Raw genomic sequence first — 19,421 nt, forward strand, 5'->3', positions numbered from 1 at the left:
CATCATCGTCACAGCAGGCTTTGTTGGTGCAGTTGCGCAAGCAATGCTGCGATGCCCGCGGGGGGCAGGGTGTGGTCTACGGGCGTGCTGGCCAGCGCGGCCAGGGGCATCGCCGGCATGGGGGCGCTGGCCGGGTCCTGCACGATGGCCAGGCCGCCGGCCGAGCGGATGGCCGCCAGGCCCCGTGCGCCGTCTTCGTTGGCGCCCGACAGCAGGATGCCCACCAGGCGCTGGCCGTACAGGTCGGCGGCGGACTCGAACAGCACATCGATGGAGGGCCGCGAGAAGTGCACCGGTGCATCCACCGACAGCGACAGGCGTGGCCCCTCGTCCAGCAGCAGATGGTAGTCCGGCGGCGCGAAGTACACGTTGCCGGGCTGCAGCTCGTCCTTGTCCCCGGCCTCCTGCAATGGCAGGGCGCAGCGCTGGCGGAAGATGTCCGCCAGCAGGCTGCGCCGGTCGCGCGGCAGGTGCAGCACCACCACCAGGGGGGCCTGCAGCGTGGCCGGCAGGGCCGGCAGCAGGGCCACGAGGGCTTCGACGCCACCCGAGGAGCCGCCCACCACGATGGCGTCGTAGGCGGGGCGGGGGGCGGCCGCCGCAGCGGTGGTCGCGGCGCTCACAGGCCGGCCTTCTTGCGGTAGATGCGGTCTTCGAGCACGAAGTCGTCGAACGCCGGGGCCTCGGCCGAAAAGCGCAGCGACTCCTTGGAGCCCAGGCCCAGAAAGCCCCGGTGGCACAGCGCCTCGCGAAAGAGCCCGAGCGCGCGGTTTTGCAGGTCGCGCTCGAAGTAGATCAGCACGTTGCGGCAGGACACCAGGTGCACCTCGGCGAACACGCTGTCGGTGGCCAGGCTGTGGTCCGAGAACACCACGTGTTCGCGCAGCGACTTGTCGAACACCACGCGGCCGTAGCGCGCGGTGTAGTAGTCCGACAGCGAGCTGCGCGCGCCGGAGCGGGCGTGGTTCTCGGTGAATGCCGCCACACGCGCCAGGTCGAACACGCCGGACTCGGCTAGGCGCAGCGCGTGGGGGTTGATGTCGGTCGCGTAGATCAGGGTGCGGTCCAGCAGGCCTTCTTCCTGCAGCAGGATGGCCAGCGAGTACACCTCTTCGCCCGCGCTGCAGCCGGCCACCCAGACCTTGAGCGAGGGGTAGGTGCGCAGCAGCGGCACCACTTCCTCGCGCAGCGAGCGGAAGTACGTGGGGTCGCGGAACATGTCGCTCACCTGCACGGTGAGGTATTCCAGCAGCGCCGGGAACACGTGGGGCTCGTGCAGCACGCGATCCTGCAGCTGCGACAGGGTCTTGCACTGGAACTCGATCAGCGCCGTGTTCAGCCGGCGCTTGAGCGATGCGGGCGAGTAGCCCCGGAAGTCGTAGTGGTAGCGGTGGTAGATCGCATCGATCAGCAGGTGCTGCTCGATGTCTGCGGTCTTCGCTTTCTTCAGGAGGGACATGGGCCGGGCGTCGGGGCTCGCTGCAGGGTTTACTTCGGCATCCAGACGCGCACGAGCGACAGGAGCTTTTCCACATCCAGCGGCTTGGCGATGTAGTCGTTGGCACCGGCGGCCAGGCACTTCTCCTGGTCGTCCTTCATGGCCTTGGCGGTCAGCGCGATGATGGGCAGGCGGCGCCACGCGGGGCGGTTGCGGATCTCGCGCATGGCGGTGTAGCCGTCCATCTCCGGCATCATGATGTCCATCAGCACCAGGTCCACCGCAGGGCCGCTGGCGTCGGCGCGCTCGAGCGCCTGCAGCGCCTCGATGCCGTTGCGGGCGATCTGCAGCTTGATGCCCGTGGGCTCCAGGATGCTCGAGAGCGCGAACACGTTGCGCACATCGTCTTCCACCACCAGCACGTTGCGGCCTTCCAGCGCCGTTTCGCGGCTGCGCGCGGACTGCAGCATCTGGCGGTGCTCCGCCGACAGCTCGGACTCGACCTGGTGCAGGAACAGCGTGACCTCGTCGAGCAGCCGCTCGGGCGAGCGGGCGTCCTTGACGATGATGGATTTGGAGAAGCGCCGCAGCTGCTGCTCCTCGTCGCGCGACAGTGCGCGGCCGGTGTAGACGATGACGGGCGGGAACGACACGCCGTCCTGCTCGGTCATCTGCTGCAGCAGCTCGAAGCCGGTGAGGTCGGGCAGGTTCAGGTCCATCACCATGCAGTCGAAGGTGGAGCCGCGCAGGTGGTCCAGCGCCACCCCGGCGGTGCCGGCGCAGACGATCTCCACGTCGTCGCGGCTCAAGAGGTGGCGCACGCTCTCGCGCTGGCGCTCGTCGTCTTCCACCACCAGCACGCGGCGCAGGTTCTGGGTGAACTTGGCCTCCAGGCGCTGCAGGGCCTGCACGAGCTCGTCGCGCTTGACGGGCTTGAGCGCGTAGCCCACGGCGCCGCGGCCCATGGCCTCCTGCGAATAGTCCGCCACCGACACCACGTGCACGGGGATGTGCCGCGTGACCGGGTTGCGCTTGAGCTGGTCGAGCACGCCCAGGCCGGAGAAGTCGGGCAGGTTCACGTCCAGCACGATGGCGCTGGGCAGCAGCTGCGCGGCCATGGCCAGGCCGTCCGCCGCGTTGAAGGCCATGTGGCTCTCGAAGTCCATTTCACGGGCCAGGTCGCACAGGATGTTGGCGAAGCGCTCGTCGTCTTCCACGACGAGGATGCTGCGGGCACTCGCGCGCACGGGCGTTGCGGCGCCGGTGGCGGCCGCCTGAGGCGCTGCGATGGCGCCCAGCGCCTGGGCCACGCCCGCCAGTTGGGGCGCGGCCGGTGCCAGGGCCGCGGGCGTCGCCATGGGGGCGGTGTGTGCGGCATGGGCGGGTTGTGCGGTGTACGGAGTGCCCGCAACCGCTGCCGCATCTGCCTGCAGCGCTGCCAGCCGCGCCGGCAGCGTCAATGTGAACACGCTGCCTTCGCCAGGCGTGCTCTCGACCGAGATCGCGCCGCCCAGCAGCTGCGCCAGGTCGCGCGAGATCGACAGGCCCAGCCCCGTGCCGCCGTACTTGCGGTGGGTGCTGCCGTCGGCCTGGCGGAAGGCTTCGAAAATCAGCTCCTGCTGGTGCGCGGGGATGCCGATGCCCGTGTCCCGCACCGCAAACACCACCGTGTCCCCCGTGCCGCGCGACACCTGCAGGGTGATGGAGCCTTTTTCGGTGAACTTGAGCGCGTTGGACAACAGGTTCTTGAGCACCTGGCCCAGGCGCAGCGGGTCGGTTTCCATCGTCGGCACGTCCGCGGCCACGGTGGCCGACAGTGCCAGGCCCTTTTCCTGGGCCAGCAGGCGCAGCGGCTCCACCAGCGCCTGCACCGCCTTGCCCACCTGCACGGTCTCGACCGACACGGTGGCCTGGCCGGCCTCGATCTTGGCCAGGTCGAGGATGTCGTTGATCAGCGCCAGCAGGTCGTTGCCCGCGGAGTAGATGGTCTGGGCGTACTTCACCTGGTCGCCGGAGAGGTTGCCGGGCTTGTTGTCGGCTAAGAGCTTGGCGAGGATGAGCGTGGAGTTCAGCGGGGTGCGCAGCTCGTGGCTCATGTTGGCCAGGAACTCGCTCTTGTACTGGCTGGCCGTTTCCAGCTCGCGCGCCTTGTCGGTCAGGGCGCTCTGGGCGCGCAGCATCTGTTCGCGCTGGTATTCCAGCTGCTGGGTCTGCTCTTCCAGGTGGGCGTTGGTCTGCTCCAGCTCGGTCTGCTGCACCTCCATCTGCGCCTGCGACTCCTGCAGGATGCGGCTTTGCTGCTCCAGCTCTTCGTTGTTCACGCGCAGCTCTTCCTGCTGCGTCTGCAGTTCCTCGGACTGGCGCTGTGTTTCCTCCAGCAGCGCTTCCAGCCGGGTGCGGTCCGCGCCGGAGCGGATGGCGATGGCCAGCATCTCGGAGGCGCGCTCCATCAGGCTGCGCTCGGCATCGTCCAGCGCGCGGTAGAAGCCCAGCTCGATCACGGCATACACCTTGCCGTTTTCCACCGCGGGGGCCACCAGCAGCTCGGCCGGGCTCGACTGGCCCGTGCTGGACGACACCAGCAAGTGGGTGGAAGGCACGTCGCGCACGTGCAGCAGTGTGCGGGTGCGCGCTGCCTCGCCCACCAGGCCTTCGTTGGCCAGCAGCGTCTGGGTGAGCCGCTCGCGCGGCAGCGCATAGCCGCCGAACAGCGAGAACCCGCCGCCGGACTCGGCCACGTAGCCTGCGCCCACATTGGCCTTGAGGTAGCCGGCCAGGTACTCCAGGGCCAGCTTGCCGATGTCTTCCAGCCGGTGGTCGCCCTGCAGGCGCTGGCCCAGGCCGGTCAGGCCGGCGGACACCCACGACTGCCGCGACTTGGAGCGGTATTCCCGCGAGGTCATGGCGGCCGAGGCGCAGATCAGCGCCAGCAGCACGATCGAGCCGCCCCACGAGTAGTAGGCCGACATCGTCGCGGCATCCACCCAGGCCTGGCGGCGGGATTCCAGTTGCTGGCTCTGCAGGGTGAACAGGTCGGACGAGAGGTCGCGCACCCGGTCCATCAGGTTCTTGCCCGCGTCGGTGCGCACCAGGGCCATGGCGGCGTCCCGGTTGCCGCCTTTGTACAGTTCGACGGTTTCGTTCAGCTCGCGCAGCTTCTGCCGCGTGAGGTCGTCGATCTGCGTCACCATGCGGCGGTGGATCGGGTCGTCGTTGGTGCTGGCCTTGAGAGCCGTCATCTGCCGGTCCAGTGACGTCAATGCCAGTTGGTAGGGCTGCAGGTAGCCCACCTCGCCTGTCAGCAGGAAGCCGCGCTGGCCGGTTTCGGCGTCCTTGAGCGCGGAGTTGAACAAATTGAGCTGGCGCATCGCCAGCGTGGTGCGGTCCATGGCCGCCACGGCGTCGCCGCGCATTTCGGACGCGCGGAAGTTGACCAGGGCAATGACCAGGGTGGCCAGTGCGGCCACGACGAAGCCCGCCATCAGCGTGCGGGGGATGGCAAAGCGTGTGGTGGCCTGTGTACTGGAGGATCTGGGCATGCGGTGCAGGTCCTTAGGGGTGGTGTGACCCGGGGACTTTACCGGGTTTGCAACGCTTGTTACAGGGAGAGCCCTGCCGGGGTGCGGCCAATCGGCGCTCACCGCTCAGGCCCGGACCCGGGTGCGGCCGGCCAGCCGGCTGCTACATTCGCACAGCCCGCGCCCCCGGCAGGCTGATCCTGCCCCCGTTGTGCGCCCTTGTGCCGCCGCTGTGCCGCCTGGTGCCGCGTTCCAGCCCATTCTTTCGCATCTGCCTGCCGCATGTCCACCGTCGCCCCCCGCAGCCGCTTCGCCCTGTACCTCGACCTCATCCGCTGGGACCGCCCCGCCGGCTGGCTGGTGTGCCTGTGGCCCACGCTGTCCGCGTTGTGGATCGCGGCCGACGGCTTTCCGGGCTGGCACCTGCTGGCGGTGTTCGTGCTGGGCACCATCCTCATGCGCAGCGCCGGCTGCTGCGTGAACGATGTGGCCGACCGCGACTTCGACAAGCACGTCAAGCGCACCGCGCAGCGCCCCGTGACCACCGGTGCCGTGTCGGTGAAGGAAGCGCTGGGGCTGGGCGCCGTGCTGGCGCTGCTGGCGTTCGGCCTGGTGCTCACCACCAACGCGGCGGCCATTGCCTGGTCGGTGCCCGCGCTGATGGTGGCCATCGCCTACCCGTTCACCAAGCGCATCATCTCCATGCCGCAGGCGGTGCTGGGCATCGCCTTCAACTTCGGCATCGTGATCGCTTTCGCCGCCGTGCAGGGCACCGTGCCCGCCGTGGCATGGTGGATGTGGCTGGGCAACCTGTGCTGGGTGCTGGCCTACGACACCGAGTACGCCATGGTCGATCGCGACGACGACCTCAAGATCGGCATCAAGACATCGGCCATCACCCTGGGCCGACGGGATGTGCCGGCGATCGTGGCCTTCTACCTGGCTTTCCTGGCTATTTGGTTCCTGGCGCTGGCCCCGTATGCGCTAGGCGCTATTTTTTATATAGCAATCGCCGCCGCGCTTGCCCAGGTGGCCTGGCACTGGAGCCTGATCCGCCACCGCACCCGCGAGGGCTGCTTCAAGGCCTTCCGGGTGAACCACTGGCTGGGCGCCACGGTGTTTGCAGGCATCGCGGGCAGCTACCTGGTGCGCCAGTAAACTGGCGTCCGCCGATCCATCCCCCTGTCCCCAGATCCAACACGAGATACGCATGGCCACCTCTCCCTTGACTGCGACTGTGATTGGCGGCAACGCGGTGGTACCGCAGGCTGCCGCGGCCTGGCCCGCGACCGGGCCAGATGCCACCGGAGCGCTGGTGCTCCCCGCCCACTTTCCCGTCGCCCTGAATGCCGAGCAGCAGCAACAGGTGCAGCAAAGCCTGTCGCAGGTGGACTTTCTGGCCATGCCCACCCGCGAGGTCGTCACGCTGGGGGCGGACATTGAGACGGCCCTGCACCGCACGCTCGACGGCTTTCTGGCGCGCATCGACCAGGGCAGCGACCCGAAGATCTTCAAGCTCATCGCCAGCCTCAAGGAGGCGGTCGACAAGGAAGACCTGCCGGCCCTGGCCCGCAAGATCACCCACCCCGAGCCCAGCCTGCTCTCGCGCATCGGCGGCCTGTTCAGCAAGGCCGCGGCGGCCAAGGCGCTGGCCGCCGTGTGGGAGGAAACCCGCCGCCTGGCCCAGGGCAAGACGAAGACGCTGGTCGACGTGGTGCAGAAGATGGATGTCGAACTGCGCCAGGAGCAGCAAAAGCTCGACGGCGAGATCCGCGCGCTGGAGCAGCTCAAGGACGCCTACCGGGGCCGCTACAGCGACTTCGCCGTGGTGGTGGCCTTCCTGTCCGTGTTCCTGGTGCGCTCGCGCGAGCTGGTGGCGCAGGCGGAGCAGGCCGTGCAGCCGGGCGATGCGCAAGCATCCGTGCGCCTGAGCGAGCTCAAGGACAAGCTGCAGGCGCTGGAGTCGCGCGCGCTGGCGCTGGAGGGCACGCTGAGCCGCCTGCCGGCCGACCAGCTCGTGATCCGCCAGCTGCAGAACGCCGCCATCGCCACGCTGCAAGAGACCACCACCACCGCATCGAGCCGCTTCGCCAGCATCAAGATGACGCTGCTGACCTTGCACGGCGCGCTCGTCACCCAGTCGGTACAGCAGCTGGCCGACCACGGCGCGGCGCTGGACCAGAACCTGGCGGGTGTGCGCTCGGTGCTGATGAAGGACGTGGTGACCAAGGCCGCCAACGCCCCGGGCGACAACCGCCTGGCCCAGGCGCAGCAGCTGCAGGCGATCGTCGCCGATACCGCCCAACTGGTGGGCGTGGTGGAGCAGGCCCGCGCCGACAACCAGCAGAAATTCGCGCAGGCCCGCGAGATGTTCGCCCAGGCCCGCCGGGACATGCTGGCCGTGGGCCAGCAGCTGCGCCCCGACCAGCCCCTGAAGTATTGACCCGGCGCAGCTGACCCTTCAACAGATCCAACGTCCAAAAACCCGACATGGCCCTCGAACTCAAACTCTCCAAACCCGGCGACGCCGCCCCCAAACTGTCGCTGAACCTCGCCAAGCCCGCGCGCTTCACCGTGGAGCTGTACTGGGATTCCGCGCACGACCTGGACACCCACGCGCTGCTGGCCACCAATGGCGGCGGCGGTGCCAAGGTGACCAGCTTCGACCAGGTGCTGAGCACCTACAACGCCAAGAAGACCAACCCCCAAGGCGTGCTGACCACGCACGCCGACGGCTCGTTCTCCACCCCGGAAGGCGGCATCACCCATTCGGGCGACGCGCGCACGGGCGTGAACCTGGACGTGGACGAAACCCTGTCCATCGACGGCAGCAAGATCCCGGCCGGCGTGAACGAGATCCCGATCTTCGTGACCATCCACGCTGCCGGGGCGGCCAATTTCTCGTCGGTGAAGAATGCCGGCATCCGCATCAAGAACGACCAGGGGCTGGTGCTGGGCGAGTACCTGCTGTCCAATGAGTTCGGCCCCTTCAATGCCGTGCAGATGGGCAGCCTGCTGCTGGAAGGCAGCGGTTGGCACTACCTGGCCGCGGGCAGCGGCTTCAACGGCGATTTCAACTTCATCCTGTCGCACTTTTCCTGACATGCCGTGAGCGGCCCTCGCCAGGCCCGCCACCGCCGCGTTGCCTGCACTGGATGAAGCCCAAGGTCATCACCCACACGCCCGCCACCCCGCCACCCGGCGCCCCGTCTGCCCAGGGGCCGCAGGATGCGGGCGGCGGCCGCGTGCTGCGCGCCACGGTGATCGCGTCCGGCGCACCCGGCGCACCCGCTGCAGCGCCGGCAATGCCTGCACCGGGGGGGCTCTCCGCAGCGCCCACCACCGTCGTGTCCCCGCCAGGCAGTGCCGCCGTGGGCCGCAGGGCGCCGCCTTCGGTGGTGCCCGGCACCATCCGGCGGGGGGTAGATGTCAGCCTGCGCCAGTTGTCCGAGCGGTTTCCCGGCGCGCGGCCCGAAGTGCTGCAGCAGGCCGAGCGCCTGCTGCAGGACACGGTCATCGATACCTTGAGCGCAGCGCAGGCCGCCCGCTGGGGCGACGAGGCACAGCGCCACTATGGCGCGCTGGTCGATGCGTCCTTGCAGATCATCCATTCCGACACGCTGCAGGCCAGCCTGCGCCACATGGCCCGGCTGCACGCCCTGCTGGGGGTGGTGGCCGAAAAATGGCAGGCCCCCGCCAAATCCTCGTTGCGCTTTTGGAAGAGCGATGCCGGACCCGGCCAGGTGCTGCAAGCCAGCCAGGCCGAGCTGGCGCAGTTGCGGCAGCACCTGTCGCAGGCCCTGCCGGCCTTGCGCACGCTGCAGGCCGAGCTGCAAGCCATCTCGGGCGAGCTCGCCCCCTTGGCGCTGCGGCTCGATGCGCTGAGCCTGGCGGCGCACTACCTGGCCGATGCGGTGAGCGCCGGGCCGGGCACCGACGCCGACCCGCGCGCCTACGCTCTGGTGCAACGCGCCAGCGCGCTGGCGCAGACGGTGCTGCACATCCACGGCGGCATGGTGCTGCGCCAGGGCAGCCAGCACCACCTGGACGCATTGATCCACCGCATTCAGGACACCGTACTGATGGCCTTGCCCGCCTGGATGGAAAAGGTGACGCTGGCCACCCAGTCGCGCCCATTGAACGACACCGAGCGCTACGCGCTCGCCCAACAACTGCAAGGCCTTCTGGGCCTGCTTCACATCTCCTGACTTCACGGACCCCACACATGGCGTTGACCCTGGACCTGAACAAATCGCAGCAAGCCCTCGTGCTGAACCTGGCCAAAGCGGGCGTGAGCGACCCACCCAAGGTGGACGTCGCCTTCGTGATGGACGTGTCCGGGTCCTTCGACGATGAACACCGCCAGGGCGTCACCAACGACCTGCTCACGCGGCTGATCCCCTGGGCTGCGCTGTTCGACCCCGACCAGAAGATGGAGGTCTACACCTTCTCCAACGGCCCCCGCAACGTGCACCACGCGGTCGACGTGAGCGCCCGCAACTACGCGGGCTACGTGCAGCGCGAAATCATCGGCTGCCCGGGCTACCAGGGCGGCACCGACTATTCGTACGTGCTGGAGCGCGTGCTGGCCGACTTTGGCTGGGCGCCCGCTGCGGCCCGGCCCCAAGGCTTCTTCGCCAGGCTGCTGGGCGCCAGCGCTGCCGCGGCGCCCGCCGTCGCGCCGCGCCAGACGCTGATCTTTTTCGTGACCGACGGCGAAAGCTCCGACGAAGCCAAGACCACCGCGCTGCTCAAGGCCTCGCAAGCCCGGGGTGATGGCGTGTACTTCCACTTCCTGGGGGTGAGCAACCAGTCGGCGAAGTTTCCGTACATCGAGCGCCTGGGCGAGCAGTTCGGCAACGTGGGCTTCACCGCCGTCAATCAGGTGCGCAGCTGGGTGAAGCAGCCGGACGACGCCATCAACCAGGCGCTCATCAGCGACGAACTGGTGGCCTGGCTGAAGGCCGGCCGCGCCTGAGCGGCTGATGGCAAGGGGTGAAAGTGTTGCATCCCGGCCGACGGGGTTGTAAGAGTTGTGACAGGGCTGGCCCATGGCCTGGGCGCTCCTGAGAATCTGGCCCGGGCCGGTTCAGGCACCGCCACCCGAAGGCGAGGAACCAGGCCCTGAAATGCCTGGCGGCCGAGGGGTGGTGAATCTCTGCGCTGCGGGCCTGTGCCTGTGGCGTGTCACTCCAAAGACTCCAGGCTTGCATGAAGAATAAAACACACACTTTGCGCGCTCTGCGTTTCCTGTCGGCCGGTGCGGCCCTGTCGTGCCTTGTCGCGCCGGTGCTCGCGGCGGACTACAGCCCTTACCCCAAGGCCGGGGTGTACGAGGCGAGCGACGGCAGCTTCGAACGCCTGCTCACCGTCAAGCCCAACGGCAAATTCACGCTGGAGGTGGCCGAGAGAGGCAAACCCGGCAACCTGCGCAGTGGCTCGGGCGAAGGCAGGCTGGCCGATGCGCCGGGCGGCTGGACCTTCAGCGAAGGCCGCTGCACCATGACCTTGAAACGTGCCGCCGGCGGCATGCAGATGCGCGTGGAGGCCTGCGCCAGCGCCTGGGGCGATGTGCCGTTCGATGGCAAATACGCTTACCAGGGCGAGGAAGCCGCGGCACCTGCCGCCAAGGCAGGCCCGGCCCGCAGCGCACCGCCTGCCGCGGCGCCTGCCATGGCTGCCGCCCCTGCTGCGGCGCCCGCAACCCCGGGTGCCGCCGGCGCACCGGTTGCACCCAGCGCGGGCCTGCCGTCGCGCAAGGCGCTGAGCCAGCAGTGGACCCAGCTGTCGTCCGACACCGTGGCCAGTGGCAAAAGCGCCCGGTTCTGGGCCCAGCCCGCGCCCGGCGCTGCGGCCGGCCCGGGGCTCGAGCATTTCACCGCCGCCGGTTTTGTGATCGATGTCGGCACCGCGTACGACCGCCTGTCCGCCGCAGACATGGCCAAGCCGCCGCTCCAGCTGGTGCAGGTTCCGCTGCCGCCCGTCACGGCCAAGGAAGGGCTGGAGTTCGAGGTGGAGTGCCGCTACGGCAAGACCGACAAGGCGGTGGCCATCAACGTCAGCAGCGTGGGCAAGGGCCAGCAGGTGACGCGCAAGCGGGCCGGCGCCTGGATGCTGGACGCCAATCTGCAGGCGGTGGAGATCAAGCCTGCGAGCAAGGCCAAGTGCCCGCAGGCCCAGGCCGGCTACTGAGGCTTCACGCGGGTTCGTTTTTAGTCATCCATACCCGACACCGTTCGGGCTGAGCCCTTCGACGTGCTCAGGACAGGCTTGTCGAAGCCTTGCGCAGCGCTTCGGCAGGCTCAGCGTGAACGGTCTCGTATGGATGAAAGCTGAAGGTATCAGTCCCGGCCTGGGAGCCAGGCGGCAGCGCCTGCCACCCCAGCGCTCAGCCGCCGAACTCGTTGCCCAGCTCGTCCGCCCGCTGGCGGGCGGCTTCCATCGCGCGCTCGAACGCGGGGCCGACGCCAGCCGCTTCCATCGACTGCAGCGCCGCATAGGTGGTGCCGCCCTTGGAGGTGACGCGCTGGCGCAGCACGGCCGGGGGCTCGTCGGACCGGCGGGCGAGCTCTGACGCACCGACGAAGGTGCCCACGGCCAGCTGGTGCGCCTGCGCTTCGCTCAGGCCCATGGCGGTGCCGGCGCGGGTCATGGCTTCGAGGAAGTAAAAGACGTAGGCAGGGCCCGAACCCGACAGGGCGGTGACGGCGTCGAGCTGCTTTTCGTTATCGACCCACAGGAACTCGCCGGTGGAGGCCATGATGGCTTCGACCTGGGCGCGCTCGTCGGCACTGACGGCGGCGCGGGCGTACAGCGCGCTCATGCCTTTGCCCACCAGCGCGGGCGTGTTGGGCATGGTGCGCACGATGCGCTCGCTGGAGAGCCACTGGGCGATGCTGTCCGAGCGGATGCCGGCGGCCACGCTCAGGTGCAGGGCACTCTGCGTGTGGGCCTTGGCCTCGCCTGCGGCGTCCTTGAAGGTCTGCGGCTTGACGGCCCACACCACGATGCTGGCGCGCTGCAGGGCCGGGCCCGATGCAGGCTGCGCGGCCAGGCCGTAGTTCTGCAGCAGCGCCGCGCGCGTGGGCTCGAAGGGCTCCACCACCTCGATCTGGCCGACCGGGTGGCCCTGGCGGATCAGCCCGCCGATGATGGCGCTGGCCATGTTGCCGCCGCCGATGAAGGCGATGGTGGGCAGGGCGGTGGAGGAGGGGGAGGACGCGGCGGTGTTCAGGCTCATGGTGGTAGCAAGGTGGCGACAACTGGGGCGATGATGGTAGCGCCCGCCCGGCTGCACACTGCAGGTTTTAGCCAAATGGGGCGCTACCGCTTGCCCTGTCTCATAGTTTGCTATTGTTTTTGTAGTATTGCTGCGCAGGGCGATGTTCCGGGCTCATTCAGCGGTCGTCTGGCGCACCGCGTGCTCCCACTTCGCCATCAGTTCTTGTGCGCGGGCATTGCCCAGCGTGGGCACGAAGCGCCGGTCGGCGCGCCACAGCTTCGACAGCTCCGCCGTGCTGCTGTAGACCCCGCAGGACAGGCCCGCCAGGTACGCGGCACCCAGCGCCGTGGTCTCGATGACGGCAGGGCGCACCACCGGAATGCCCAGCAGATCGGCCTGGAACTGCATCAGCAAGTCGTTCACGCAGGCGCCGCCGTCCACGCGCAGCTCGCTCACCGGCGCGCCGCCTGCGGCGGTGGCGTCGCGGCTCATGCCCTGCAGCAGGGCGGCGCTCTGGTAGGCGATGCTCTCCAGCGCCGCGCGGGCGATGTGGGCGATGGTGGTGCCGCGGGTGAGGCCGGTGATGGTGCCGCGCGCCTCGGGCTTCCAGTAGGGCGCGCCCAGGCCGGTGAAGGCGGGCACCATCATCACGCCACCCGAGTCGGGCACGCTCTCGGCCAGGGACTGCACCTCGCTGCTCGACGGAATGGCGCGCAGGCCGTCGCGCAGCCACTGCACCACGGCGCCGCCGACGAAGACGCTGCCTTCCATCGCGAACTCGGGCGTGGCCGATGCCTGCGCTGCGCTGGTGGTGAGCAGGCCGTTCTGGCTCGTTTGGAACTTGTGGCCGGTGTGCATCAGCATGAAGCAGCCCGTGCCGTAGGTGTTCTTGGCCATGCCCGCCGTGAAGCACGCCTGGCCGAACAGCGCGCTTTGCTGGTCGCCCGCCACGCCACCGATGCGGATGCCGTGGCCCAGCAGGTCGGGTGCGATGTCGCCGAAGTGCGAGCTCGATGGCTGCACCTGCGGCATCAAGGATTTGGGGATGCGCAGCAGGGCCAGCAGCTCATCGTCCCACTGGTTGGTGTGCACGTTGAACAGCATGGTGCGCGAGGCGTTGCTCACGTCCGTCACATGCACCTGGCCGTGGGTCAGCTGCCAGATCAGCCAGCTGTCCACCGTGCCGAAGGCCAGCTCGCCACGCTCGGCCGCGTCGCGCGCGCCGGGCACGTGGTCCAGCAGCCACTGCAGCTTGGTGCCCGAGAAGTACGCATCGACGAGCAGGCCGGTCTTGGCCTGGATGGTGCCCGCGTGGCCCTGTTCGCGCAGTTGCGCACAGGCCGGTTCGGCGCGGCGGTCCTGCCACACGATGGCGTGGTGCACGGGCTTGCCGGTTTGGCGGTTCCACAGCACCGTGGTCTCGCGCTGGTTGGTGATGCCCACGGCGCGCACGGCGTCGGCCGCGATGCCCGCCTTGGCCAGCGCGTCCCGCGCGGTGGCCAGCTGCGTGCGCCAGATCTCCAGCGGGTCGTGTTCCACCCAGCCGGGCTGCGGGTAGATCTGCGGCAGCTCCACCTGCGCCTGCGCCACGATGTGGCCGCCTTCGTCGAAGACGATGCTGCGGGAGCTGGAGGTGCCTTGGTCGAGTGCGAGCAGGTAGGTCATGGCGGGCAAGGATAAGTCAGCAGCGCACTGCCGCAAAGGGGTGGCGGGGGCTTGCGTTCAACTCATGAAGACCGTTCGGGCTGAGCCTGCCGAAGCCTTGCGCAGCGCTTCGACAGGCTCAGCGTGAACGGTTGGTTGCTGGGTTGAAAGCAATGGGTGAGACCGGGTCAGGCCGCGACCGTGCACAGCACCTCTGCATCCTGCAGCAGTGCCGGAAACGGCTCCGGCGGCGGCGCGTCGGTGAACAGGCGGTCGATCTGGTTCAGCGTGGCCAGTTGCACCATGGCCGGGCGGTTGAACTTGCTCTGGTCGGCCGCCAGCCAGACCTCGCGCGACTGGGCGATGATGGTCTGCGCCACCTTCACCTCGCGGTAGTCGAAGTCGCGCAGCGAGCCGTCGGGCTCCACGCCCGAGATGCCGATGAGCGCGATGTCCACCCGGAACTGGCGGATGAAGTCCACCGCCGCCTCGCCCACGATGCCGCGGTCGCGGGTGCGCACCACGCCGCCGGCCACGATGACCTCGCACTCGGGGTTGCCGCTCAGGATGGCCGCCACGTTCAGGTTGTTGGTGATCACGCGCAGGCCGCGGTGGTGCAGCAGCGCCTTGGCGATGGCTTCGGTGGTGGTGCCGATGTTCAGGATCAGCGAGCAGTCGTTGGGCACCTGGGCTGCCACGGCGCGCGCGATGCGTGCCTTGCCCTCGGCGTGCAGGGTCTCGCGCTGGGTGTGGGCCAGGTTCTCCACGGTGGAGCTGGGCACGCGCACGCCGCCATGAAAGCGCGTGAGCAGGCCCGATTCGGCCAGGCGCTGCACGTCGCGGCGCACCGTCTGCAGCGTCACGCCCAGGGTGTCGGCCAGTTGTTCCACGGTGGCGGACTTGCGCGCGCGGACTTCTTCGAGGAGCAGCAGTTGTCGGGGGTTCGTATTCACGCGGTTGGGGCGGGCAGAGTGTGTGGATACTTTAAATCGAACAAAAAGGAACCTGTTAAGGGTAAACCTTGATTCAATACGATCATAAAAGAACAAAAATGAACACAATCGAAACCGAGAGGGCTTGCTGTGGCTGGTGCGCAGCGGCACAGGATTTCCGCAGAACAAAGGCCCTGGAGGCCACTACAACAGAAAGGTTGCGTGATGCAGCTGGCACTGGACAGCATCAGCAAGAAGGTAGGACCGCAGACCTGGCTGTATGACATGAGCCTGGCGCTGCACAGCGGCGCCGTCACGGTGCTGCTGGGCGCCACGCAGGCAGGCAAGACGAGCCTGATGCGCATCATGGCGGGCCTGGACACTCCCACCGCCGGCCGCGTGACGGTCGATGGCGTGGATGTGACGGGCACCCCGGTGCGCGAGCGCAACGTCGCCATGGTCTACCAGCAGTTCATCAACTACCCGTCGATGAAGGTCGCGGCCAACATCGCCTCGCCGCTCAAGCTGCGCGGCGAAAAGAACATCGACGCCCGGGTGCGCGAGATTGCCAGCCGCCTGCACATCGACATGTTTTTGGACCGCTACCCGGCCGAGCTGTCGGGCGGCCAGCAGCAGCGCGTGGCGCTGGCGCGTGCCCTGGCCAAGGGCGCGCCCCTGATGCTGCTGGACGAGCCTTTGGTCAACCTGGATTACAAGCTGCGCGAGGAACTGCGTGAAGAGCTGACCCAGTTGTTCGCCGCCGGCCAGTCCACCGTGGTCTATGCCACCACCGAGCCGGGCGAAGCGCTGCTGCTGGGTGGCTACACCGCCGTGCTGGACGAGGGCGAGCTGCTGCAGTACGGCCCCACGGCCGAGGTGTTCCACGCGCCCAACTCGCTGCGCGTGGCCCGTGCCTTCAGCGATCCGCCGATGAACCTCATGGCCGCGTCGGCCACGGCCCAGGGCGTGCGCCTGCAGGGCGGTGCCGAGTTCGCCGTGCCGCTGCCGCAGGGCCTGGCCGCTGCCGGCCTCACGGTGGGCGTGCGGGCCAGCGCGCTGCGCGTGCACGCCCGGCCCGGCGATGTGAGCGTGGGCGGCGTGGTGGAGCTGGCCGAGATTTCAGGCTCCGACACCTTCGTGCATGCGTCCACCCCGTGGGGTGACCTGGTGGCGCAGCTCACCGGCGTGCATTACTTTGAATTGGGCGCGGCCGTCACCCTGCACCTGGACCCTGCGCAGGTCTACGTGTTCGGTGCCGACGGCCGGCTGGTCTGGGCGCCTGCGGCGCGGCGCTTGGCACAAGGAGGCCGCTGACATGGCACGCATCAGTCTGGACCTGGCGCATTCGTACAAGCCCCACCCGCAGCAGGACAGCGACTACGCGCTGATGCCGCTCAAGATGGAGTTCGAGGACGGTGGCGCCTACGCGCTGCTCGGCCCCTCGGGCTGCGGCAAGACCACCATGCTCAACATCATGTCGGGCCTGCTGGTGCCGTCGCACGGCAAGGTGCTGTTCGACGGCCGCGACGTGACGCGCGCCAGCCCGCAAGAGCGCAACATCGCCCAGGTGTTCCAGTTCCCCGTCATCTACGACACCATGACGGTGGCCGAGAACCTGGCCTTCCCGCTGCGCAACCGCAAGGTGCCCGAGGCGCAGATCCAGCAGCGTGTGGGCGCGATCGCCGAGATGCTGGAGATGAGCGGCCAGCTCAACCAGCGCGCGGCGGGCCTCGCGGCGGACGCCAAGCAGAAGATCTCCCTGGGCCGCGGCCTGGTGCGCTCGGACGTGGCGGCCGTGCTGTTCGACGAGCCGCTCACGGTGATCGACCCGCACCTCAAATGGCAGCTGCGGCGCAAGCTCAAGCAGATTCACCACGAGCTCAAGCTCACGCTGATCTACGTGACGCACGACCAGGTCGAGGCGCTCACCTTCGCCGACCAGGTGGTGGTGATGACGCGCGGCAAGGCGGTGCAGGTGGGCTCGGCCGATGCGCTGTTCGAGCGGCCTGCGCACGTGTTCGTGGGCCACTTCATCGGCTCGCCGGGCATGAACTTCTTGCCGGCGCACAGCGACGGCACCAACCTGTCGGTGGCTGGGCACGCCCTGGCGGGCGCCGCGGGCCGCACGCTGCCCGAGGGCGCCTTGCAGGTGGGCATACGGCCCGAGTACCTGGCACTGGCCCAGCCGCAGCAGGCCGGCGCGCTGCCCTGCACCGTGGTGCAGGTGCAGGACATCGGCACCTACCTGATGCTGACCGCCAAGGTGGGCGAGCACACGCTCAAGGCGCGCTTTGCGCCAGAGGCCCGGCTGCCATCGGCCGGCGACGCAGTGTGGCTGCAGGTGCTGGGTGCACACACTTGCTTCTATCAGAACGAACAGCTGCTGGCCGCGGAGGTCGCCCCATGAGCGCCGCCCGGCCGCCCGAAGGCGCTCAGCACCGCAGTGCGCAGCGCGGAGGTTTCCAATGAGCAATACCACCAAACCCGTGAACCAGAAGGCCTGGTTCCTGATCCTGCCGGTGATCTTGTGCGTGGCCTTCTCGGCCATCCTGCCGCTGATGACGGTGGTGAACTACTCGGTGCAGGACATCATCTCGCCCGAGCGCCGCGTGTTCGTAGGCACGGAGTGGTTCGTGCAGGTGATGCGCGACGAAGAGCTGCACGCCGCGCTGCTGCGCCAGCTGACCTTCTCGCTGGCGGTGCTGGCGGTGGAGATTCCGCTCGGGATCATGCTGGCGCTGTCCATGCCCGCGCAGGGCTGGAAGTCGTCCGCCGTGCTGGTGGTGGTGGCGCTGTCGCTGCTGATCCCCTGGAACGTGGTGGGCACCATCTGGCAGATCTATGGCCGTGCCGACATCGGGCTCATGGGTCGCCTGCTGCAACAGGCGGGCATCGAGTACAGCTACACCGGCAACGCCACCCACGCCTGGCTCACCGTGCTGCTGATGGACGTGTGGCACTGGACGCCGCTGGTGGCGCTGCTGGCCTTTGCCGGGCTGCGCTCCATACCGGATGCGTACTACCAGGCCGCGCGCATCGACGGCGCGAGCAAGTTCGCGGTGTTCCGCTACATCCAGCTGCCCAAGATGCGGGGCGTGCTCATGATCGCGGTGCTGCTGCGCTTCATGGACAGCTTCATGATCTACACCGAGCCCTTCGTGCTGACGGGCGGCGGGCCGGGCAATGCGACCACGTTCCTGAGCCAGTACCTCACGACCAAGGCCGTGGGCCAGTTCGACCTGGGGCCTGCCGCAGCGTTCTCGCTGATCTATTTCTTCATCATCCTGCTGCTGTGCTTCATCCTCTACAACTGGATGCAGCGCGTGGGCACCGCCAGCAACGAAGGAGCAGGCCATGAATGAAAAGCGCTTTCAGAAGCGGTCGGTCTTCCTGGTCCTGTACCTGGCGTTCGCGGTGCTGCCCATCTACTGGATGGTCAACATGAGCTTCAAGACGAACGCGGAGATCCTCTCGACGTTCTCGTTCTTCCCGCAGCACTTCACCTGGGACAACTACAAGACCATCTTCACCGACGAGTCCTGGTATTCGGGCTACATCAACAGCCTGATCTACGTGGCCATCAACACGGTGATCTCGCTCACCGTGGCGCTGCCCGCGGCGTACGCCTTCAGCCGCTACCAGTTCCTGGGCGACAAGCATGTGTTCTTCTGGCTGCTGACCAACCGCATGACGCCGCCCGCGGTGTTTCTGCTGCCGTTCTTTCAGCTGTACACCACGGTAGGGCTCATGGACACGCACCTGGCCGTGGCCCTGGCGCACCTGTTGTTCAACGTGCCGCTGGCGGTGTGGATCCTGGAGGGCTTCATGAGCGGCATCCCGCGCGAGATCGACGAGACGGCGTACATCGACGGCTACAGTTTTCCGCGCTTCTTCATGACGGTGTTCCTGCCGCTGATCAAGGCCGGCGTGGGCGTGGCGGCGTTCTTCTGCTTCATGTTCAGCTGGGTGGAGCTGCTGCTGGCCCGCACGCTGACCAGCGTGAACGCCAAGCCCATCGTGGCCACCATGACGCGCACCGTGAGCGCCAGCGGCATGGACTGGGCCACGCTCGCCGCCGCCGGCGTGCTGACCATCGTGCCCGGCGCCATCGTGATCTGGTTCGTGCGCCACTACATCGCCAAGGGCTTCGCGATGGGCCGCGTTTGACGAGAGAGGGAGCAAAACGATGAACCACACCAATTCGCCGCAGAGTGCGCAGGCTGCCCCAGACCAGCAGCAGCGGTGGAACGGGCTTCGCCCGGCCACCCGCTGCGTTCCCCTGGGGGGAAGCGCCGCAGGCGCTCAGGGGGGTGCCCATGTTTGACTGGATGGCCTGGACGCTGCCCGTGGCGGTGTTCTTTACATGCATCGTGCTGATGCTGGTGGGCATGACGGTGTGGGAGCTCAAGTCGCCCACGTCGATGCGCAAGGGCTTTTTGCCCCTGGAAACCACGCGTGGCGACCGGCTCTTCATCGGGCTGTTGTCGGCGGCCTACGTGAACCTGATCTTTGTCGGCATCAGCGGCAAGCTTGTCCAGTGGTTCAGCCTGTCGGCCGAACCGTCGGTGTGGATCAGCTTCGTGCTGTCGATGGCGCTGCTGGCGCTGATCCTGCGCAAGGGCTGAGCCGCCGACACGGCCACCCATCCGTGGATTCCCGTTGCGCGG

General features: G+C 68.1%; 17 protein-coding genes. 11 read left to right on the forward strand and 6 right to left on the reverse strand.

Features of this window, described 5'->3' with window-relative positions:
- Positions 1 to 8: 8 nt before the first annotated feature.
- Genes ACIGHN_RS14170 through ACIGHN_RS14180 form a run of 3 tightly spaced genes read right to left on the reverse strand, consistent with a single transcriptional unit; the run spans position 9 to position 4,977 of the window.
- Positions 9 to 623 (reverse strand): chemotaxis protein CheB, encoded by a 615-nt coding sequence (locus ACIGHN_RS14170; RefSeq protein WP_396504919.1) that lies wholly within the window; start codon positions 621 to 623, stop codon positions 9 to 11.
- A complete protein-coding gene (locus ACIGHN_RS14175; protein WP_056172525.1) occupies positions 620 to 1,459 on the reverse strand; it encodes a protein-glutamate O-methyltransferase CheR in 840 nt (279 codons plus the stop codon). Before ACIGHN_RS14175 ends, ACIGHN_RS14170 begins: the two co-directional genes overlap by 4 nt.
- A gap of 29 nt (positions 1,460 to 1,488) precedes the next feature.
- Complete coding sequence (locus ACIGHN_RS14180) at positions 1,489 to 4,977, reverse strand: response regulator (protein ID WP_396504920.1); 3,489 nt, start codon at positions 4,975 to 4,977, stop codon at positions 1,489 to 1,491.
- A gap of 261 nt (positions 4,978 to 5,238) precedes the next feature.
- Between ACIGHN_RS14180 and ubiA the strand changes: the two genes are divergently transcribed.
- The 6 genes from ubiA to ACIGHN_RS14210 all read left to right on the forward strand — a co-directional run bounded on the left by ubiA (position 5,239) and on the right by ACIGHN_RS14210 (position 11,148).
- Positions 5,239 to 6,114, forward strand: coding sequence for a 4-hydroxybenzoate octaprenyltransferase (ubiA, locus tag ACIGHN_RS14185; protein WP_396504921.1), 876 nt, complete (start codon positions 5,239 to 5,241; stop codon positions 6,112 to 6,114).
- A 52-nt stretch (positions 6,115 to 6,166) separates the two neighbouring features.
- The gene (locus tag ACIGHN_RS14190; RefSeq protein ID WP_396504922.1) at positions 6,167 to 7,399 is read left to right on the forward strand and encodes a hypothetical protein; all 1,233 of its coding nucleotides are present in this window, start codon (positions 6,167 to 6,169) and stop codon (positions 7,397 to 7,399) included.
- A 47-nt stretch (positions 7,400 to 7,446) separates the two neighbouring features.
- Positions 7,447 to 8,058: a TerD family protein gene (locus ACIGHN_RS14195; RefSeq protein WP_056420365.1), complete on the forward strand. Its 612-nt coding sequence runs from the start codon at positions 7,447 to 7,449 to the stop codon at positions 8,056 to 8,058.
- A gap of 53 nt (positions 8,059 to 8,111) precedes the next feature.
- Positions 8,112 to 9,164 carry a hypothetical protein gene (locus ACIGHN_RS14200; protein WP_396504923.1) on the forward strand — a complete coding sequence of 351 codons (1,053 nt, stop codon included), beginning with the start codon at positions 8,112 to 8,114 and terminating at the stop codon, positions 9,162 to 9,164.
- A gap of 17 nt (positions 9,165 to 9,181) precedes the next feature.
- Entirely contained in the window at positions 9,182 to 9,934 is a 753-nt protein-coding gene (locus ACIGHN_RS14205) for a VWA domain-containing protein (RefSeq protein ID WP_396504924.1), read from the forward strand.
- Positions 9,935 to 10,188: 254 nt separating this feature from the next.
- Entirely contained in the window at positions 10,189 to 11,148 is a 960-nt protein-coding gene (locus ACIGHN_RS14210) for a hypothetical protein (RefSeq protein ID WP_396504925.1), read from the forward strand.
- 196 nt (positions 11,149 to 11,344) lie between these two features.
- Here the strand turns inward: ACIGHN_RS14210 and proC are convergent, their stop codons facing one another.
- The 3 genes from proC to ACIGHN_RS14225 form a co-directional block, all read right to left on the reverse strand.
- Positions 11,345 to 12,196, reverse strand: a complete 852-nt coding sequence (proC, locus tag ACIGHN_RS14215) for a pyrroline-5-carboxylate reductase (protein ID WP_396504926.1) — start codon at positions 12,194 to 12,196, stop codon at positions 11,345 to 11,347.
- Between the two features lie 153 nt (positions 12,197 to 12,349).
- Positions 12,350 to 13,843, reverse strand: coding sequence for a glycerol kinase GlpK (glpK, locus tag ACIGHN_RS14220; protein WP_396504927.1), 1,494 nt, complete (start codon positions 13,841 to 13,843; stop codon positions 12,350 to 12,352).
- A gap of 167 nt (positions 13,844 to 14,010) precedes the next feature.
- On the reverse strand, positions 14,011 to 14,775 hold the full coding sequence (locus ACIGHN_RS14225; protein ID WP_056420346.1) for a DeoR/GlpR family DNA-binding transcription regulator: 765 nt from the start codon (positions 14,773 to 14,775) through the stop codon (positions 14,011 to 14,013).
- Between the two features lie 204 nt (positions 14,776 to 14,979).
- Here ACIGHN_RS14225 and ACIGHN_RS14230 point away from each other — a divergent pair, with 204 nt between their 5' ends.
- The 5 genes from ACIGHN_RS14230 (at position 14,980) to ACIGHN_RS14250 (ending at position 19,379) form a co-directional block, all read left to right on the forward strand.
- Positions 14,980 to 16,068, forward strand: coding sequence for an ABC transporter ATP-binding protein (locus ACIGHN_RS14230; RefSeq protein WP_396504928.1), 1,089 nt, complete (start codon positions 14,980 to 14,982; stop codon positions 16,066 to 16,068).
- Between the two features lies 1 nt (position 16,069).
- A complete protein-coding gene (locus ACIGHN_RS14235; RefSeq protein WP_396504929.1) occupies positions 16,070 to 17,161 on the forward strand; it encodes an ABC transporter ATP-binding protein in 1,092 nt (363 codons plus the stop codon).
- Positions 17,162 to 17,219: 58 nt separating this feature from the next.
- Positions 17,220 to 18,116 (forward strand): carbohydrate ABC transporter permease, encoded by an 897-nt coding sequence (locus ACIGHN_RS14240; protein WP_056420339.1) that lies wholly within the window; start codon positions 17,220 to 17,222, stop codon positions 18,114 to 18,116.
- A complete protein-coding gene (locus tag ACIGHN_RS14245) occupies positions 18,109 to 18,921 on the forward strand; it encodes a carbohydrate ABC transporter permease (RefSeq protein WP_056420338.1) in 813 nt (270 codons plus the stop codon). The genes ACIGHN_RS14240 and ACIGHN_RS14245 overlap by 8 nt, the downstream gene beginning before the upstream one ends.
- Positions 18,922 to 19,070: 149 nt before the next feature.
- On the forward strand, positions 19,071 to 19,379 hold the full coding sequence (locus ACIGHN_RS14250; RefSeq protein WP_056172550.1) for a DUF2160 domain-containing protein: 309 nt from the start codon (positions 19,071 to 19,073) through the stop codon (positions 19,377 to 19,379).
- Positions 19,380 to 19,421 lie beyond the last annotated feature (42 nt).

The organism is Acidovorax sp. NPDC077693, assembly GCF_044542805.1.
GTDB lineage: Bacteria > Pseudomonadota > Gammaproteobacteria > Burkholderiales > Burkholderiaceae_C > Acidovorax.